The sequence below is a fragment of the Sphingomonas sp. BL-S-29 genome (genome assembly GCF_055521495.1).
Map to the genome: position 1 here is coordinate 2,512,029 of NZ_CM145482.1, position 18,382 is coordinate 2,530,410.

Here is an 18,382-nt window from a genome sequence, read left to right on the forward strand (position 1 = left end):
TAATACCTTAATCGCATCTTCCCTGTTATCGCGGAACAGGGAACACGCGAGCCCGTAACAGGGGGTGCGTGATAACAGGGTGACTGTGTCGTTGCCGAAACTGAGAAAGAGCCGGGCGGTGCGACGGGAAGCGCCACGCGCGACGACGATCTGCCATAAGAAGCCGGCACATTGAATCGAGGGCGCGATATCGACCGCTTCGATCGACCCGTGCGGTTACTCCTCGGTGCGCACCAGCACTGCTTCGCCGATCAGGAAGAACAGCAGAAACGGCGCCCAGGCGGCGAGAAAGGGCGGGTAGGCGCCCAGATTGCCCATCGCGAGCGCGAAATTGTCGGCCACGAAATAGGTGAAGCCGAGCATCATGCCGATGACGGCACGGAGGAACAGCTTGCCCGACCGCGCGAGGCCGAAAGCCGCCACCGCGCCGAGCAGCGGCATCAGCACTGAGGACAATGGCCCGGAAAGCTTGTGCCACAACGAACCCTCGAGCGCCTTGGTCGGACGCCCGGCATCGGACAGATCGGAGATCGCCGAACTCAGCGCGCTGAACGATAGTCCGTCGGGATCGACCGTCGACAAGGTGAACTGATCGGGGCGCACCCCTTTTGCGACGGTGATCGTGCCAAGCGCCGTCTTCTTGCCGCTCTTCACGTCGAAACGGCTCGCGGAGTCGATCTGCCAGGCGTCGCCAGCGCGCTTGCCGGTCGGGGCGCTGATGATGCCGATCAGGTTGCCGCCCTGGCGATCATATAAAGTGATGTTGGCAAGCGTGGCCGCGTTGCCCCGCCCACGGATCTGACCGACCTCGATAAGATCGTCGCCGTCACGCACCCAGACGTTCGAGCGGTCGCCGCGGTCAATCGGCACGGGTGCATATTCCGCCTTCTGCCACTGATCGAGCGTGCCCGTCGCTCGGGCGACGATTCGGTCGTTGAAGGTGAAGGAAATGAGGGCCACGCCCAGGCTGGCGACGATCAGCGGCGCCAGCACCTGATGCGCCGACAGGCCCGATGCCTTGAGCGCGACGATCTCGCTGTTCTGGTTCAGCGTCGTGAGGGTGATGATCGTGCCGAGCAGCACCGAGAAGGGCAGGAAGCGCGCGATGATCTCCGGCGTGCGCAGGCTGACATAGCGCCAGATCTCCGCATCGCCATTGCCGGCATAGGCGAGGATCCGTCCCGATTCACTGAGCAGATCAAGCGACTGAAGCACGAGCACCAGGGCGGCGAGGATCGCGAAGGTGCGCACCAGGAACATGCGGCCCATGTAAAGCGACACAGTGCGCGACGGGAAAAGCTGCAACGCGATCATGTCGTAGCCGCCTCTTCCTCTTGAGTCTTGGGTCTGGCGCCGGGCAGCCAGCGACCGACCAGCTTGCCGGCCTTGGAGAAGACGCGTTCGAGCGCGCCGATCGGCTGACCGCCGGGCACATAGGCGATGGTATAGTACATCCAGAAAATCAGCGCCGCGAAGATGATGAAGGGTCCCCACAGGGCAATCAGCGGGTCGACCTTGCCCATCCCGCCAACGTCCCGGGCATATTCGTTCACCTTGTGATAGGTGACGAGCATCACGATCGACAGGAAGACGCCCAGCGCGGACGTCGATCTCTTGGGCGGCACGCCAAGCGACAGCGCCAGAAGCGGTAGCAGGAACATCGTCGCCACTTCCACCACGCGGAAATGGAAGGCGGCACGGCTGGTGTCGCGCAATTCCTCGGGCGCGGCACGATTGCCGCCGATCCGCGCCAGCTCGGGCAGGGTCAGCTCGTTCCTGCCCTCCCGATTACGGAAATTCTCATATTTCGGCAGCGCGATCGGCAGGTCGTGAAGGCTGAAGGTGAGCACGCGCGGTGTCGCCACGCCCGGTTCATTGCGCACCAGCGTACCGTTGGTCAGGCGGAAGACGATCTCGTCGGGATTGTCCGTCGCGAAGAACTGCCCGTGATCCGCCGTCACCGCATAGTCGCCGCCCTTCTTGTCGACCATGTGCACGAAGATGCCCGACAGCTTGCGACCCTGTTCGCGGCTCTGCTCGATGCGGATCGTCATCTTGTCGCCGAAATGCGTGAATTCGCCGACCTTGATCGACGCCCCCAGGGCGCCGGTGCGCAGCTCGAAGCGCAGCTTCTCATAGGCGTAGCGCGCATCCGGCTGAACGAAGCCGACGATCGCCAAATTCACGATGGCAAGCCCGATCGTGTACATGAAAGGCACCCGCAAGAGGCGGGTATAGCTCATGCCCACGGCGCGGAGCACGTCGAGTTCTGAGGTGGTGGCAAGCTTGCGAAAGGCGAGCAGGATGCCGAGCATCAGGCCGATCGGAATGCCGAGCCCCAGATATTCCGGCAGGAGATTGGCCAGCATCTTCCACACGACGGCGACCGGTCCGCCTTCGGTAGCGACGAAATCGAAGAGCTTCAGCATGCGATCGAGTACCAGCAGCATCGCGGAGATGATGAGGGTCGAAAACAGCGGCACCGCGATCAGCCGGGCCATGTAGCGGTCAATGGACTTCATGGAGCTAGCGGCGACGGCCTTTGCGAGAGGGCAGGGTAAACACGCCCGGTCGGGCGGCTATATCGGGGGAGGGGCGCGGCGTCAGCTACCAAATCACTCTGCGGCGATACTGGTGGATTCGATGCCGCGCGGCGCGGCCACCGCCGCGGCGATCGCGCGCTCGAGCCCGGAGATGGTGAACGGCTTGCGCAGCACATGCTGGCCGCCAAACGCCGCTTCGCTCGCCTCGCCGGCAAAGCCGGTGACGTAGAGGACCGCGACATGGGCATAATCGTCGGCCAGCGACGCGATCAGTTCGGGGCCGGTCTGCGTCGGCATCAGCACATCAGTGACGATCAGGTCGATGCTGCTCATCCGGTCGAGCAGGGCCCGCGCGAGCAGGGGATCGTCGCAGGCGAGCGGACGGTGGCCCAATTCGGTCAGCGCGGCCATGGTCGCGCCGAGCACGCGCGGGTCGTCCTCGACGACCAAAATGTCCAGCGATGCCGCCGCCGCGACATCGACCAGCTCCTCGCGCTGCGCCTCGACGATGGCGGCGCCGATATGGCGCGGCAGATAGAGCGTGACGGTCGTGCCCTGGCCGGGTTCGGACGCGATGCCGATCTCTCCATCGGCCTGGCGGACAAAGGCGAAGATCTGGCTGAGGCCGAGGCCGGTGCCCTTGCCGACGGGCTTGGTGGTGAAGAAGGGCTCGAAAACCCGCTCCAGCACCTCGGGCGACATGCCGCAGCCGGAATCGGTCACCGCGATCGTCACATAGTCGCCGGCCGGGCAGGTGCCGACCTGCTCGGCGGCGAGCACGGTGCGGGCGGTGGTGATGGTCAGCCGGCCCCGGCCCTCCATGGCGTCGCGCGCATTGACCGCCAGGTTCAGCAGGACATTTTCGAGCTGGTAGCGGTCGGCCCGAATCTGCCAGCCATCGCCGGCGTCGCAAGTGGTCACGGTGATGGCGTCGCCGAGCGTCCGGTCGAGCAGGTCGGACATGCCTGCGACGAGCGGGCCAGGCTCGATCGGTTCGACTTTCAGCGCTTCCTCGCGCGAGAAGGCAAGCAGGCGCCGGGTCAGCGCGGCGGCGCGGTTGGCGCCTTCCATGGCATTGTCGATATGGCGCCGGACCTGGGCGGCATCGGCGACATTGCGGCGCGCCAGTTCGAGTCCGCCAAGAACGACCGCAAGCATATTGTTGAAATCATGAGCGATGCCGCCGGTAAGCTGGCCGACCGCCTCCATCTTCTGGACCTGGCGGAGCCGCGCTTCCTTTTCGAGCAATTGGGCCGTCGCCTTGGCGACCGCCTCCTCCAGATCCTCCGCGCGTTCGCGTTCCGTCTCTGCTTCCGCATTGGCGATGGCGCGTTCGCCCAGCGCGCGCACCGTCATCCAGCCCAGCACGATCGCGCCGAGCACGATGAGGATGCCGAACCCGCCGAGCACCCGGGCGACGCGAGTCGATTGGGCGACCGAACGCAACGCCTCGCCCGTGCGCGCGTCCAGTACGGTGCGCTCGCGGTCGATGATCTGATCGAGCAGGCTGTTGATCTGGCCCAGCGAGGCCGCCTCGCGTGCCTGGTAATAGCGCGCCAGCGCCTGGTCGTTCTTGTGATAATTGGTGCTGAGCGCGATCAGCGCCAATTCCCGGCCGCGCACCTTGTACGCCTGCTGCAGACCATCAGTCAGCTTCTGCTGGTCGGGGTTGTCGCCGGTCACCCGATCCAGCTTGGCGATCTGCCCGCCCGCGACGCGCCACTCGTCGTAAAAGCGGCGGCCGAGCGACTTGTCGCCGCTGATGACGTAGCGGCCGAGCGACGCTTCCGCCCCTGAGATGGTACCGGACAGCGTGCGCGCCAGAATCATCACTTCGAAGCTGTGAGTCTGCAGGCGCAGCGCCCGGTCGCGCTGGCCATTGGCATCATTGAGCGTCAGCATCAGGGCGACAAGCACCAACGCGCCCAGCAGCCCCATCACGACAAGCATGATGACCCGCCAGGCGCCTCCAGGCTCCTCGGGAGCCACGGCGTCGCCTTCGTTCCCGCTCATTGGCCGCGATTCTACCCGCAAGCGCGACTCCTGAAAAGCCGCCGCATTTTCGGCTCAGCTTATCGCGCCGGTGGCCTGTCCCGCGGACCTGAACATCTCGATGATCGTTTCGATCTGTTCGGCGCTATGTTCGGCGCAGACCGAGCAACGCAGCAGATAGGTACCGGCCGGCGTCGCCGGCGGGCGCGCCATGTTCACATAGAGGCCGCCTTCAAGCAGCGCCTGCCACATCGCGACTGCCTGGGTCTGATCCTCCAGGATCACCGCGACGATCGCCGATTCCGGCGTGGCGGTGCCGAGCCTGAAGCCCATTTCGGTCAGGCCGCCGTGCAGCCGCTTGCTGTTCTCCCACAGATGCGCGCGCTTGTTATGGGCGTGCATCAGCTTGCGGATCGAGGTTGCGGCAGTCGCGACGACCGAGGGCGGGAGCGAGGCAGTGAAGATATAGGGGCGGCTGACGAAGCGCATGATCTCGAACTTCGGATGGTTCGAGACGCAGAAGCCGCCGACGGTGCCGACCGACTTGGAGAAGGTGCCGACGACGAAATCGACCTGGTCCTCGAGCCCCTGGTCCTCATAGACGCCGCGGCCATTGGGGCCGAAAAAGCCCATCGAATGCGCTTCGTCGACCAGCACCATGGCGCCGTGCTTCTTGGAGACGGCGACCATTTCCTTCAGCGGGGCGATATCGCCCATCATCGAATAGACGCCTTCGAGCACGACCAGCTTGCCCGGTTCCGGGGGCAGGCGGCCGAGGCGCTTGTCGAGATCCTCGACCGAATTGTGGCGGAAGCGCACGACCTCGGCATTGCCCATGGCGCAGCCGTCATAGATCGAGGCGTGGCTGTCGGCGTCGAGGATGATATACTCCCCCTTGCCGGCGAGCGCGGAGATCATGCCGAGATTGGCCTGATAGCCGGTCGAGAAGACGATCGCACCGGTGGTGCCGTAGAATTCGCGCAGCGCCGCCTCGACATCGGCATGGTCGCGAAAGGTGCCGTTGAACACGCGGCTGCCGTTGGTGCCCGAGCCGTACTGGTCGAGCGCGTCCTTGCCGGCCTGGATGACGTCGGGATCGAACGTCATGCCCATATAATTATAGGTGCCGAGCAGGATCGTCTCCTTGCCCTTGATCACCGCGACGGTCGGCGACTTCACTTCGTCCATCACGATCGCGAACGGATCGCGCACGCCGGTGTCGAGCAGCGCCTGGCGCTCAGCGATCAGCGGGTCGTATTTGGTGAACAGGTCGCGCTCGGGCGCGATGACGGGCGGGTCGATCGGCGGTGCGTCGGCAGTCTGGGCGGAATCGGTCATCGGGTCAGGCTTTCAGCTTCATCACCGCATCGACGAGCTGCCCGACCGTCTCGATCTCGGCCTGCATGTTCATCGTTATGATGATATCGAATTCGTCCTCGATCGCCGCGACGAAATCCATCACCGTCAGGCTGTCCCACTCCAGATCGCCCTGGAAGGTGGTCGCGTCGGAGAGTGCGACACCCTTTTTGTTGAAGGGTTCGATCAGCCCGGTGACGGTGTCGAAAACGTGTGCGCGGTCAGTCAAGACATGTCCTTCGAAGAGTGGAGCCAAGCCCTGCCAAGAAAATGCGGCGGCTTTCTGACGATCCTATAGCAGCCCCGAACGGCGATGCCACCGGGGCAGTTCGCTCGCGGTCGAGTGCCGGGTCGAATCGGTGCTCATAAGTCACTCTGACCCCTTTTTGGGGGCGATTGGCAAATCGGGGGAGGGCGTGGCACTCTCCCGCCATGGAAACCCGGCCGCCCCGTCGTTTCGCGCCCAATGCGGTCCATATGGTCCGCACCGCCCAGGCGATTCATGTCCAGCTGAGCGCGATGGCGGACCAGAAGGCGAGCATCCTGATGGGCGCGAGCTTCGTGATCTTCACCATCACGATCAACCAGAGCCACGGTACGCTGCCGCCGCTTCCGCTGCTGGTGCTGGGCAGCTTCGCCTTTGTCAGCGCGGTGCTGACGGTGCTCGCGATCATCCCGAAGACCAGGGCACCGGCGGACGGCCCGGTCAACCTGCTGTTCTTCGGATCCTTCACCCGGTTGCCGGAGGATGAGTTCGTCGACCGGATCGTGGACGCGATGGCCGACGAGGAAAGCATGCTGCGTACCGTCGCGGCGGACCTCTACAGCAACGGCCAGGTGATGCAGCGGAAGAAATATCGCCGGCTGGAATGGGCGTACAAGATATTCCTGACCGGCCTGGTCGCGTCGGCGGTGATGTTCGTCGCCCAGTTCGTCTGATCAGAGCAGGCCGTTCGCGCGGTACCAGGCGGCAGTGGCGGCAAGGCCGCGCGGCGTCGGTACTTCGGGCTGCCAGAGCGAAGGGGCGGGGCGGCGCGCGGGGTCGATCGTCCAGTCGGGGTGCGAGAGATAGCCGACCCGATCGGCGGTGAGCTTCGCCTTCGGGCCGCGGAACAGCCCGTCGCCCTTGGCCGCGAGCGACAGCAGGGCCTTGGGCAGCGCAAGGGGCAGAACACGCTGGCCGACCGCCGCGCCGATCGCGCGGGCGAACGCGTCGTGAGTCCAGCCGCCCTCGACGCCGTCATCGGCCTCGAGGATCACGCGGCCCGGATCGGTCGCGACCAAGGCGAGCAGCAGGCGGGCGAAATCGCCGACTTCGATCACCGAAATCCTGCCTGGCGGCGGCAGCAGCGCTAGGCCGCGCTTCGCCAGGCGGAACATGTCGCGCATTTCCATGTCGCCCGGGCCGTAGATCGCGGTGGGGCGGACGATGGTCCAGTCGAGCGAGGAGGCCTCGACGACATGCTCGGCGCCGGCTTTCGACCAGCCATAGGCGGACAGAGAGGGCTCGCGGGCGGCGAGGGAAGACACGTGGATGAAGCGGCGAGCGCCAGCGCCGGTCGCGGCATCGACCACGGCCTGGGTGCCGGCGATATTGCCGGCGGCAAAGCCGTCGCGGTCAGGCGCATTCACCACGCCCGCGACATGAATCACTGCGTCGGCGCCGCGCACCAGGCTGGTCAGCGCCATGCCCGTGTCGAGCGCGCCGGAGACCCAGGTGACGCGCGGCATGTCGGGCTGCGGGCGGCGGGTGAGGGCGCGGACTTCGTGCCCGGCCTCTACCGCCAGCTCGATCAGCTTCCTGCCGACGAATCCGGTGCCGCCGGTAATGGCTAGCATGAGGTAATCTCCCCAACCGTTCGCCCTGAGCTTGTCGAAGGGCTGTACTTTCTGGCCCGAAGAAAGAGCAGGGCCTCGACAAGCTCGGCCCGAACGGGGTGAGGGGAGAGATTCCTCACAACAGCGCCATATGGTTGCGGTGGACCAGCGCGGCGCGGGGCGCGTAGCCGAGGATGGCGGCGAGCGCGTCGCTGCGGCGGCCGATGATCTTGCCCGCATCGGGCGCGTCATATTCGGCGAGCCCGCGCGCGATGGGCTTTCCGTCCGGCCCGCAGATCGCGACGAGGTCGCCGCGCCGGAATGTGCCCTCGATCCGCACCGCGCCGGCGGCGAGCAGGCTCTTGCCGCCGAGCAGTGCCTTCATCGCGCCGGCATCGATATGGATTTCGCCCTTGGCGGTCAGGCCGCCCGCCAGCCAGGCCTTCCGCGCGGGCGCGGTCTTTTCGGCGACGAACACGGTGCCGCGGCCGGTCTGCGCGAAGGTCGCGAGCGGGCTGGTCTGGTGGCCGGAGACGATGGCGAGATGCGCGCCCGCGGCGGTGGCGATGCGGGCGGCGGCGATTTTCGACACCATGCCGCCCGACCCCATGCCCGAGCCGGAACCGCGATCGGCCATCGCCTCGATCCTGGCGTCGATCCGCTCGACCCGGTTGATCATGATCGCGTCTGGATTGGTGGTCGGGTTGGAATCGTACAGGCCATCGACGTCGGACAGCAGGATCACGCCCTGCGCGCCCGCCGCCTGGCCGACCCGGGCAGCGAGCCGGTCATTGTCGCCGAAGCGGATTTCCTCGGTCGCGACGCTGTCATTCTCGTTGATCACCGGCACCACGCCCAGCGCGAGCAGCCGGCTGAGCGTGGCGGCGGCGTTGAGATAGCGGCGGCGATCCTCGAGATCGTCGAGCGTGATGAGGATCTGCGCCGCGGTCAGCCCCTCGGCGCCGAGCAGTTCCGCCCAGACCTGGCTCAGCGCGATCTGGCCGGTCGCGGCGGCAGCCTGCGCGTCCTCCAGGCTAGCGCGCCCGCCCTTGGGCAGCTTCAACCGGCGCGCGCCGAGCGCGATGGCGCCGGAGGAGACCACGGCGATCTCCTGGCCGGCCTTTGCGCGCGCGGCGATGTCGGCGACGAGGCTGGACAGCCACTCGCGTCGCACCGTGCCGTCAGGCGCGACCAGCAGCGCCGAGCCGACCTTGACGATCAGGCGGGGGCATCTGGCCGGGGAGAAGGAGAGCGGGGCGCTGGTCATCGCTCAAGCGCTTAGCGACGGTTGCGCCCGCAATCCACCGGCACGTCACACGATCGACGGGCGCCCGATATCGCTGCGATGCCCGGTCGGCGTAGCGGCGAGCCGCGCCACGATCGCGTCGCGCGTCTCTTCGTCGCCGGCGCGGATTTCGCCCAGCTCGGCGGCAGTGAGCAGCACGACCGGCACGATGCGCACGGGCGACAAGGGCATGTCCTCGATCAGCGTGGCGAAATCGGGAGCGGGGCCGCCGATGAGAATGCCGATCGCATCGTCCGCGGTGACGAAATCCTCGGGCAGCTGGTTTCCGATCGCGTGGGACGAGGAGACACCGGGCACCTCCATCGACAACACACCATAGCTTTCGAGCTGCCGCTCGATCCCGCCGGCGCCGGCCACCGTGCCGGCGACATTCTGAAGCAGCTCGAGCATCCAGCTCCGCGCGAGCGGGGATATGTCGCCTGGCGTGCCGGCGAGGTCGGCGGGCAGGTCGGCGCTTTCCACGAACAACTCCAGGTTGAAGCCGTTGGTATCGCCGCCCCGGTCACCCGCGTCGTCGAACGGATCGGACAAGCCGTCGGTCGCGATCAGGATCGATCCGTTCGCCCGGCGGATCACGCGGTAAGCCTGGCGGGTGGTCGGCCAGGCGGGGCCGCCCATCAGGCCCGGGCTGACGAGATGCGTGAGGACGTCGCTCTCGACGGTGCCGACCGTTGCCCAGAACGCGTCCCGCCGCGCTGCCGAGCGCTGGACCGTGTCGAGCTCGACCGGCTCGGGTTCCACGGCCATTTCGGGGTCGACGGCTATGGGGTCGGCAATCGCTTCAGGTGTAGCAGGCGCTTCGGTAGCGACGAGTGCCGGCTGCGATGGAGCGGGCGCGCGGCCGAACAGTTTCCGGATCAGATCGAAAAGCGCCATGTCCACATCTCCGTTCGGTTTCCAGGGCGACGGCCCCGAATCGCTACGGCGTGATCGCGCGGATATGCTTCACAGCGGTGACCATTCGATCGTATCTTCCGCCCCGTCGTCGCGCACCGGCGCCGTTTCGGCCGGGCCGATCGCTTCGAGTAGCCGGTCGAGCACTGCTTCCAGCCCTTCGCCGCCCGCGCCCGACATGGGCAGGACGTCCGCCTTGCTGGCGCGCTTGAGCTTGGTGATCAGCTTCTTGGCATCGGCGGGCTCGATCGCATCGACCTTGTTGAGGCCGATCACCTGGGGCTTGTCGATCAGGCCGGCGCCATAGGCGTCGAGCTCGCCGCGCACGATGCGATAATTGCCGACCGGATCCTCCTCGGTCGCGTCGACGAGATGGAGCAGCACCTTGCAGCGCTCGATATGGCCGAGGAAGCGGTCACCGATGCCGGCGCCGTCCGCCGCGCCTTCGATCAGGCCGGGGATGTCGGCCACGACGAACTCGCGATTGTGGCGGCTGACTACGCCGAGCTGCGGCCGGACGGTGGTGAAGGGATAATCGCCGACCTTGGCCTTGGCATTGGTGACGGCATTGATGAAGGTCGATTTGCCGGCATTGGGCAGGCCGACCAGCCCGGCATCGGCGAGCAGCTTCAGCCGCAGCCAGACCCAGGCCTCTTCCGAGGGCCAGCCGGTGCCGTGCTGGCGCGGGGTGCGATTGGTCGAGGTCTTGTAGCTGGCATTGCCGCGCCCGCCATCGCCGCCGCGCAGGAACACCTCGCGCTGGCCCGCCACGGTGAAGTCGGCGAGCACTTCCTCCTTGTCCTCGGACAGGATCTGGGTGCCGACGGGGACCTTGATCACCAGATCCTCGCCGCCAGCCCCGGTCATGTTCTGGCCGGAGCCGCCATGGCCGCGCGGTGCCCGGAAATGCTGGGTGTAGCGGAAGTCGATCAGCGTATTGAGACCGGCGACCGCCTCGAAGATGATGTCGCCGCCCTTGCCGCCATTGCCGCCGTTCGGGCCGCCATATTCGATGAACTTCTCACGCCGGAAGGCGACGGCGCCGGGGCCGCCCGCGCCCGAGCGGACGAAGATCTTTGCTTGGTCAAGAAAATGCATGGCCGCTCTCTAGCGGAAATCGTAATTTTATCCAGTACGGGCGTGGATCAGGCGTTTTCGCTCTTGTGCGACGCCATCAGCGCATTGGTGGCGAGCTCGCGCGCCTTTTCCCGGGGCAGGCCGAGCGCCTTCGCCATCGGACCGCCGAGTAGCGCGTCGCCCAGCGCGGTCAGCACCAGCTGGAGCGTTTCCTCATGGATCGTCATGCGGCTGGCCTCATGGTCCTCGGACAATTCCTCGACGAGGTTGTGGATCGCCTCGAGGATCGGATCGAGCGCATTCTGGTTGCCGGTCAGGATCATCCAGCTCGCCATCGCGCCCGCGCCACGGGCGAAGGCGTCGAAGGTCATGTCGACCACTTCGCGCGGATTCTGGTCGGTCTCGCGCGCGCGCTTTGCCGCGGCGCCGATCTGTGCGGTGATCTTGTCGGCGAGATGCTTGATCAGCGCGCGTTGCAGATCCCCGGCCGAGCCGAAATGATGGAGCAGATTGGCATGGGTCCGCCCGATCCGCGCCGCGACCGCCTTGAGCGTCACCGCCTGCGGCCCTTCCTCGACCAGCAGCGCGCGTGCCGCCTCGATCGCGGCATCGCGTGATTCTTCCGGGCTAAGGCGTTTGCGAATTATTGACACTAGTGTAAGTAAAGCCTATTGACAATCTTGTAAGCGACCCATTTCCCTACCCTGTTCGGAGGTTTTCGTGGCGAAAGCAACCACTCCCGGTGACCTGACGATCACGCCACGCGATCGCCGCTTCGGCCGCGAGACGCGGATGGGGCGCTGGTGGCTCAACAACGACCCTTATGCCACGGCCTTCTACAACGCGCTGTCGGTGACGTTTCCGCGCGGCGAGGCCTTTTTCGTGGAGAGCGTCCGCGCGTTTCGCGACGGCACGCCGCCCAAGCTGTCGGGCGAGATCCAGGCGTTCATCAAGCAGGAAGTGATGCATACGCGCGAGCATGTCGCGTTCAACCGCCATGTCGTCGACCAGGGTTATGACATCGCCGGGCTGGAGGCGCGGGTGCAGAAGGGGCTCGACCTGACCAAGGGGCGCCCGCCGATCGCCAATCTGACCGCGACGATGGTGCTCGAGCATTTCACCGCGATCATCGCGCACGAACTGCTCGCCAATCCGCGCCATCTCGCCGGCGGCGAGGAGGAATTCGCCAATCTGTGGCGCTGGCATGCCGCCGAGGAGATCGAGCACAAGGGCGTCGCCTATGACACCTGGCTGCATGCGACGCGGAACTGGAGCGAATGGCAGCGCTTCAAGGTGAAGGCGCTGGTGATGCTTCGCGTCACCGCCAATTTCACGCGCGGACGGACGCGCGGCATGCTCGACCTGCTCGCGCAGGACGGGCTGACAGGTCCCAAGGTGTGGGCGAAGATGTTCTGGTACGCGTTCGGCCGGCCCGGCATGGCGCGCAAGATCGCGGGGCAATGGCTCGCTTTCTTTCTGCCGAGCTTCCATCCGTGGAACCATGACGATCGCAAGCTGATCGGCATGTACGAGAGCGAGTATGAAGCGGCGGTGCTGCCGCGCGAGACGGTCGCGGCCTGAAGGGGAGGGCCGGCGAACCGGCCCTCCGTCTTCTTACCAGGTTACGCCGAGCCGCGCGTAGAGATAGCGCCCGTTGAAGCCGAACGGCGAGTAGTAGGGGAAGCCGACCAGGCCGGTGCTGTTGAGTGCCGTTCCCCGCGACGAAGCGAGCTTCACATAGTCGGGATAGGTGTCGAACAGATTGTTCGCGCCCACCGCCAGATTGACGTTGCGGATCACCTGATAGCGCGCCTCCAGATCGAACACCGCGTGGCGGCCGGTATGGATGTCGTCCTCGGCAAAGCCGGTGCTGCTCGGCTGGGTCACGTCACCATAATAGGATCCGCGTGCGGTGACGCCGAGATCGTCGAGCGACCAGTCGACCGTGCCGACGACCTTGGTGCGCGGCGTACCCTGCTCGAACGAGATGATGCGCTGGCGGCTGAAGATCGGCAGCGTGACGCTGGTCGCGCCGCTGGTGATCGTCGCCGGCGCGGGGGCGCGCGTGATCTTGATGTCGTTGAAATTGCCGGCGGCCGTCAGATCGAACGTTCCGATGCCATCGGTCTTCACGCGGTAATGGGCGACCACGTCGATGCCCTTGGTGGTCGAGCGGATGCCGTTGAGGAAGAAGCGGCCGGCGGTGACGCCATAGGGCTGGAGCAGCGACACGACCACCGCGCCGCTGAGATTCTCCGACAGCGCGATCTGATCGCGCACCTTGATCTGATAGGCGTCGACCGACAGGTCGAACCCCCCCGAACGGACGACCAGACCGGCCGAGAAGTTCGTCGCCTTTTCCGGACGCAGCGGCTTGCCGCCGAGAGCGGAGCCGACGGGGCTGATCGACGGGAACAGACCCGTCTCCACGATGTTGCCGTTGCTCAGCACCGAGGCGGTCGAGGTGAAATATTGCTGCTGCAGCGAGGGCGCGCGGAAGCCGGTGGAGGCAGTACCGCGGATCGCAATCCAGGGCGCGAACTCGTAGCGCGCGCTGACCTTGCCGTTCACCGTCTCGCCGAAATCCGAATAGCTCTCACCGCGAACGGCCGCGCCGATCGTCAGCTGCTGGACCGGGTGTGCCTCGATATCGAGATAGCCGGAGACGTTGGACCGGTGGGCATCGACCCGGTTCGACGGCTGGAAGCCGGGAAAGCCCTGGGCGCCGGAGCCGAGCGTGGTCGGCGCCGGGGTCGGCAGGCTCGGATTGCGGTCATAGGATGCCGGTTCGCCCGCGCCGATCTTGAAACCCTCGCGACGAACCTCGCCGCCGCCGGCAATGTTGATCGTGCCGTCGCCCAGCGGCAACTCCTTGGAGATATCGAGGCCGCCGACGATCTGATCGTAGATCAGTTGCCCGTCATAGAATTCCCGCGCGGAATTGGCGCCGTACGTCGCGTTGCCCGAATTGCGGGTGTAGAATGTCAGCTTGTTCCGGCCGTAGGACAGGTTCAGGTCGACCTTCCAGCCGGAGATCTCGCCGCGCAGGCCTTCGGTGAGCGTCACATCCTCCGACTTGACGTTGATCAGCGGCGTGAAACCGTCGGGATAAAGGGCGGCGAGGGCCGCCGCGCTGAGATTATTGTCGGTGCCGCCATTGATGCGCGGGGTGGCCGCGCTGGTGCTGTCGCGGTGCTGATAGCCGCCGAATCCGTAAAGCTCCCAGCCGCTATCGCCCAGGCCATAGCCGGCATTGGCATAGATGCTGTACTGCTCGACTTCGGGGTCGCCGAAGCGCGAGCGCACCCGGATCGGGCTCTTGCGCGGGTCGAAATCGCCGCGGCTGGTGGCGTTGCGGTTCAGATATTCGGCGGAGAGCGTGAGGAACCCCTGCGGCCCCAGGGCGAGGCCCTGCCATCCGGAAACGGTGACGGTCTCCCCGTCATGCTCGTTGCGCTGCCCCCGCGCGGTCTGCACGTCCGTGATATACTGGCCATAGGTCACGGTCGCGCCGCCGCCGCTGCGCGCTTCCCGCAGGCGGAGATTGACCACGCCGGCGATCGCGTCGGAGCCATATTGTGCGGCGGCACCGTCACGCAGCACTTCGATCCGGTCGAGCGCCACCGAGGGAATGGTGTTGAGATCGACCGCCGCGGAGCCGCGACCCACCGAGCCATTGGTGTTGAGCAGCGCCGAGGTATGCGCACGCACGCCGTTGATCAGCACCAGCGTCTGGTCGGGTGAGAGCCCGCGCAAGGTGGCGGGGCGGATCGAATCGGTGCCGTCCACGGCGGACGAGCGCGGAAAGTCGATCGAGGGCACGACCGCCGAGAGCGCGGCGCCGAGTTCGGTCGTGCCCTGGCGCTGCAGCGTCGCGTTGGTCAGCACATCGACAGGCGAGGCGCTGTCGAAGCGCGAGCGGCCGGCAGTGCGGGTGCCGGTGACGACGATATCGCCCTGGTCGACCGGTGCGGCGGCGTCAGCCGAGTCGGCGGGTGCGGATACCTCCTGCGCGGCGGCCATCGAGCCATGGGTGAGAGCAATGGCGGATACGGCCAGGGCCAGAGCGGATCGCGACGTCATGGATGGAAACCCCTTTATTTTGTTTCCCGATCCGTAATCTGGCCAAAGGTTGCGCCACGGATCAGCGGGTTACCATAATCCTCCCGTTCGATAGGAATTGATGCGAAGAAATCATTTTCGCATCTAAAGCCGGTGCCGAAAACGGACATGTCCTCCCTTGGTCGGGGAGAGGACTGGTCATGCCGCTATCTTCACGTCGCACATTCGGTCCCCGTCCACCTCCGGGTCGAGGTCGAGCGTGAACACGGCGCACGGTACGTCGACGCCGCGCGCGCGCGAATGGCGCGGCACGATATCGCCGGTAGGCCGGAAGCCGAGCTTGGAAAGCACCCGGCCGGAGGCGGGGTTGTCGACGAAATGCCCGGCGCGGATGTGCTTCACGCCGAGCGCGTGGCGCCCCATCTGCAGCACGATGCGCCCGGCTTCGGTCGCATAGCCGCGGCCCCAGGCCGAGGGGGTCAGCCAATAGCCGAGCTCCCAGGCATCGTCCTCCACCCACATCCCGATCGTGCCGACGATGCGCGGATACTCCGCCTCATGGCTGAGGATCATGAAACGCGCGTCGTCGGCCGCACGGGGGCGGGCGAGGAATTCCTCGGCGTCGGCGAGCGTATAGGGCCAGGGCGCGCGCGCCAGGTTGGCGACGACCGCTTCATGCGCGATCGCCTGAGCCAGCGCCGGGGCATCCTCGGGCCAGCCGGGGCGCAGCGTCAATCTTGCAGTCCGAGCGAACATTTTACTCTCCTCGTCGGTCGCATTGCCGCTCGCACGTCGGGATGACGTGAGGACGACAATGAGTGGGAGGGAGCATGAAAAAAGGGAGCCGGGGCGACCCGTCTCCCTTTTTCGGTTCTCTTGCGAAAACCCGGGTCGCCCAAGTGGGCAACCCGAACGGTTACCCGTGTTATTCGGCGGCAGCCGCCATAATCTCTACCGAGCAGAACTTGCGGCCGAGCTTGCCTTCCTTGAACGACACGCGGCCGTCCACGAGGGCGAACAGGGTATGGTCCTTGCCCATGCCGACATTGACGCCCGGGTAGAACTTCGTGCCGCGCTGACGCACCAGGATGTTGCCCGGAACGACGGTTTCGCCACCGAACTTCTTCACGCCGAGACGACGGCCGGCCGAATCGCGACCGTTGCGCGAGGAGCCGCCTGCTTTCTTATGTGCCATCTAAACTACTCCTTACGCCTGAGCGGCCGGGGCTTCGCCCTCAGCTGCTGCGGGGGCTGCGTCAGCCTTCTTCGCCTTGGCCTTCTTTTCCTGCTCGCCGATGGCGAGGATCTTCAGGATCGTGTGCTGCTGGCGATGGCCGTTCTTGCGGCGATAATTGTGGCGACGCTTCTTCTTGAAGATGATGACCTTGTCGGCCTTCGCCTGGGCGATGATCTCGGCGGAGACCGTCAGGCCCTCGACCGACTTCAGCTCCGACCCTTCGCCTGCAAGCAGGACGTCAGCGAGCGTGATCGACGCTCCCGCTTCGCCGTCGAGCTTCTCGACGACGATCTTGTCTCCAGCGGCAACGCGATATTGCTTGCCGCCTGTGCGCACGATTGCGAACATGGCCCTCATCACTTTCAAAATGCATATGCCCGCGCAGGCAAGCCCGGCGGGGGAAGGGGCGCAGCTAAGGGAGGCAGGCGATTCTGTCAACGCCGAATTGCCCTTCCGCCGGTCAGCGGGGCCACGCCGGAGCGATATAGGGGTTCGAGCGCGAGTCGTCCACGCACCCTTGCCGTCAGGGGATGGCCGCCTGACGATATTGCACGAAGGAGAGAACGTTCCCGTCCGGGTCGCGGACATGGAAGTCGGTGCCACCCCAGGCCTGTTTGACCAGCCTCTGTGGGAATATGACGCCGCGGGCATCGAACTCCTCGAAAAGTGCCTTGATATTGCCCGTCTCGATCGTCGCCAGGATGAGCGAGCCTTCGTGTGCCGCCAGCTCGGCAAAATTGGGCTGGTGAACGAATCGCAGATGCAGACACGCGCCGTCGCGCGAAACGGCGCCGTAGAATGGCGGATTGCCGTGGAGGAAATCCACCGCGAAGCCGAGCTTCTCTTCGAACCAGGTCGCCGCCGCCGAGACGTCGCGCACGAACAGGATGGGGGTGATGGCCTTCAGGACCGGGGGCCCAGGCTCAGTCCGTGGTTGGAATGGGCTGCTCAAGCCCGCCTTGAGCGCGGCCCAGGTCGGGAAGCCGGCTTCGACTGCGACGACCTCCTGCGCGAGCGTGAGTGGCAGCGGCATGTCGAGCGCTTCGCGATCGGTGAGGCGGCTGAAGCGCTCCAGCAGGCGCAGCTTGCCGCCCACGGAATAATTGCCCTCGCGGTGCCAGCGCAGCAGCAGCTTGGCGTGCTTGCGATAGGCTTCCAGGGCGGGATCAGGGGAATCGGACATAGGCAGGCTCCGGCTGAGAATGTCAGCGGGCGGGCCTTGCCCTTTCGGCACCATGCCGATGCACCCCGGTGGAGCAATGCGAAACTAGATTCTGTGCCGGCCGCCTGTCAATCGGCTGCAGGCTCAGTGCTTGTGCTCGCGGCGCAGCTGATAGCGTCCGTCGGCGAAATCGGTGAACAGGTCCGAGATCGCCGGATGATCGATCGGCTCGTCGGTGTCGTCAGCCACCAGATTCTGCTGGCTGACATAAGCGACGTAACTCGACTCCATGTTCTCGGCGAGCAGATGGTAGAAGGGCTGATCCTTGCGCGGCCGGATATTCTCCGGGATCGCCTCATACCATTCGGCGCTGTTGGCGAAGATGGGATCGACGTCGAAGATCACCCCGCGGAAATCGAACATGCGATGCCGCACGACGTCGCCGATGGCGAAGCGCGCATGAGAGACGGGCGGCAGGGGAATCGTCGCATCGAAGGGGTGAGCGGGGATATGGGCACGAGGCATGATGTCAATCTAAGGACTCTTTTGCGCTGCACAAGCGGATTGCCCGCGAAGCGGTGCTTGTGCGACGTTTAGCTTTGCGTTAGAGGCGCGCGCTCTTCGACCGGCACCCCTTGCTTTCATTGGCCCGGGTTGCTTGCAAAGACCTCTGCGGAGAGGTGCCAGAGTGGTCGATTGGGACGGTCTCGAAAACCGTTGTGCCCTCACGGGTACCGTGGGTTCGAATCCCACCCTCTCCGCCACGAGGCCCCCCAAAAGGGGGCCATGCCGGGCTATCGGTATCGAGTTTTTCCTCCTGAAACCGATGCTTAGTCGATCAGTTCACCACGGCCGTTCGTGTCCTTCCGGCGAATTTCGGAGACTCAAACATAGCCAAGCCGCGGACCAGGCCCCGCGCGGCTCGATTACCGGCT

18 protein-coding genes and 1 tRNA gene are annotated in these 18,382 nt (G+C 65.7%); 3 read left to right on the top strand and 16 right to left on the bottom strand.

The genetic code is table 11. The annotated features are described in order from the left end of the window. Window positions 1–216: 216 nt before the first annotated feature. The 5 genes from lptG to ACZ1I2_RS11965 form a co-directional block, all read right to left on the bottom strand. A complete protein-coding gene (lptG, locus tag ACZ1I2_RS11945) occupies window positions 217–1,314 on the bottom strand; it encodes an LPS export ABC transporter permease LptG (protein ID WP_465169480.1) in 1,098 nt (365 codons plus the stop codon). Then, entirely contained in the window at window positions 1,311–2,522 is a 1,212-nt protein-coding gene (gene lptF / locus ACZ1I2_RS11950; RefSeq protein WP_465169479.1) for an LPS export ABC transporter permease LptF, read from the bottom strand. Before lptF ends, lptG begins: the two co-directional genes overlap by 4 nt. Before the next feature lie 93 nt (window positions 2,523–2,615). Then, window positions 2,616–4,556 carry an ATP-binding protein gene (locus tag ACZ1I2_RS11955; RefSeq protein WP_465177089.1) on the bottom strand — a complete coding sequence of 647 codons (1,941 nt, stop codon included), beginning with the start codon at window positions 4,554–4,556 and terminating at the stop codon, window positions 2,616–2,618. A 54-nt stretch (window positions 4,557–4,610) separates the two neighbouring features. Next, window positions 4,611–5,873, bottom strand: a complete 1,263-nt coding sequence (gene spt, locus ACZ1I2_RS11960; RefSeq protein ID WP_465169477.1) for a serine palmitoyltransferase — start codon at window positions 5,871–5,873, stop codon at window positions 4,611–4,613. A gap of 4 nt (window positions 5,874–5,877) precedes the next feature. Beyond that, window positions 5,878–6,120, bottom strand: coding sequence for an acyl carrier protein (locus tag ACZ1I2_RS11965; RefSeq protein WP_465169476.1), 243 nt, complete (start codon window positions 6,118–6,120; stop codon window positions 5,878–5,880). A gap of 248 nt (window positions 6,121–6,368) precedes the next feature. Here ACZ1I2_RS11965 and ACZ1I2_RS11970 point away from each other — a divergent pair, with 248 nt between their 5' ends. Beyond that, on the top strand, window positions 6,369–6,830 hold the full coding sequence (locus tag ACZ1I2_RS11970) for a Pycsar system effector family protein (protein ID WP_465177088.1): 462 nt from the start codon (window positions 6,369–6,371) through the stop codon (window positions 6,828–6,830). Here the strand turns inward: ACZ1I2_RS11970 and ACZ1I2_RS11975 are convergent, their stop codons facing one another. The 5 genes from ACZ1I2_RS11975 to ACZ1I2_RS11995 form a co-directional block, all read right to left on the bottom strand. Next, window positions 6,831–7,730, bottom strand: coding sequence for an NAD-dependent epimerase/dehydratase family protein (locus ACZ1I2_RS11975; protein ID WP_465177087.1), 900 nt, complete (start codon window positions 7,728–7,730; stop codon window positions 6,831–6,833). A 115-nt stretch (window positions 7,731–7,845) separates the two neighbouring features. After that, window positions 7,846–8,976 (bottom strand): glutamate 5-kinase, encoded by a 1,131-nt coding sequence (proB, locus tag ACZ1I2_RS11980; RefSeq protein WP_465177086.1) that lies wholly within the window; start codon window positions 8,974–8,976, stop codon window positions 7,846–7,848. Between the two features lie 45 nt (window positions 8,977–9,021). Continuing rightward, window positions 9,022–9,891 carry a hypothetical protein gene (locus ACZ1I2_RS11985; RefSeq protein WP_465177085.1) on the bottom strand — a complete coding sequence of 290 codons (870 nt, stop codon included), beginning with the start codon at window positions 9,889–9,891 and terminating at the stop codon, window positions 9,022–9,024. Between the two features lie 69 nt (window positions 9,892–9,960). After that, window positions 9,961–11,007 (bottom strand): GTPase ObgE, encoded by a 1,047-nt coding sequence (gene obgE / locus ACZ1I2_RS11990; protein WP_465169471.1) that lies wholly within the window; start codon window positions 11,005–11,007, stop codon window positions 9,961–9,963. A 47-nt stretch (window positions 11,008–11,054) separates the two neighbouring features. Then, a complete protein-coding gene (locus ACZ1I2_RS11995) occupies window positions 11,055–11,639 on the bottom strand; it encodes a TetR/AcrR family transcriptional regulator (RefSeq protein ID WP_465169470.1) in 585 nt (194 codons plus the stop codon). 67 nt (window positions 11,640–11,706) lie between these two features. Between ACZ1I2_RS11995 and ACZ1I2_RS12000 the strand changes: the two genes are divergently transcribed. After that, window positions 11,707–12,567 carry a metal-dependent hydrolase gene (locus ACZ1I2_RS12000; RefSeq protein ID WP_465169469.1) on the top strand — a complete coding sequence of 287 codons (861 nt, stop codon included), beginning with the start codon at window positions 11,707–11,709 and terminating at the stop codon, window positions 12,565–12,567. A 33-nt stretch (window positions 12,568–12,600) separates the two neighbouring features. On the opposite strand, the gene ACZ1I2_RS12005 is transcribed toward ACZ1I2_RS12000, so the two are convergent. From ACZ1I2_RS12005 to hspQ, 6 genes are all read right to left on the bottom strand, one after another. Continuing rightward, a complete protein-coding gene (locus ACZ1I2_RS12005) occupies window positions 12,601–15,069 on the bottom strand; it encodes a TonB-dependent receptor plug domain-containing protein (RefSeq protein ID WP_465177084.1) in 2,469 nt (822 codons plus the stop codon). Window positions 15,070–15,246: 177 nt separating this feature from the next. Then, window positions 15,247–15,804: a GNAT family N-acetyltransferase gene (locus ACZ1I2_RS12010; protein WP_465177083.1), complete on the bottom strand. Its 558-nt coding sequence runs from the start codon at window positions 15,802–15,804 to the stop codon at window positions 15,247–15,249. A 169-nt stretch (window positions 15,805–15,973) separates the two neighbouring features. After that, the gene (rpmA, locus tag ACZ1I2_RS12015; RefSeq protein ID WP_465177082.1) at window positions 15,974–16,243 is read right to left on the bottom strand and encodes a 50S ribosomal protein L27; all 270 of its coding nucleotides are present in this window, start codon (window positions 16,241–16,243) and stop codon (window positions 15,974–15,976) included. A gap of 12 nt (window positions 16,244–16,255) precedes the next feature. Next, on the bottom strand, window positions 16,256–16,633 hold the full coding sequence (rplU, locus tag ACZ1I2_RS12020; protein WP_465173954.1) for a 50S ribosomal protein L21: 378 nt from the start codon (window positions 16,631–16,633) through the stop codon (window positions 16,256–16,258). Between the two features lie 175 nt (window positions 16,634–16,808). Beyond that, window positions 16,809–17,468, bottom strand: a complete 660-nt coding sequence (locus tag ACZ1I2_RS12025) for a glyoxalase superfamily protein (protein ID WP_465169465.1) — start codon at window positions 17,466–17,468, stop codon at window positions 16,809–16,811. A gap of 123 nt (window positions 17,469–17,591) precedes the next feature. After that, on the bottom strand, window positions 17,592–17,972 hold the full coding sequence (gene hspQ, locus ACZ1I2_RS12030) for a heat shock protein HspQ (RefSeq protein ID WP_465169464.1): 381 nt from the start codon (window positions 17,970–17,972) through the stop codon (window positions 17,592–17,594). A 149-nt stretch (window positions 17,973–18,121) separates the two neighbouring features. On the opposite strand from hspQ, the gene ACZ1I2_RS12035 reads away from it, so the two are divergent. Next, window positions 18,122–18,211 (top strand) — tRNA-Ser (locus ACZ1I2_RS12035). The last annotated feature ends 171 nt before the right edge of the window (window positions 18,212–18,382 follow it).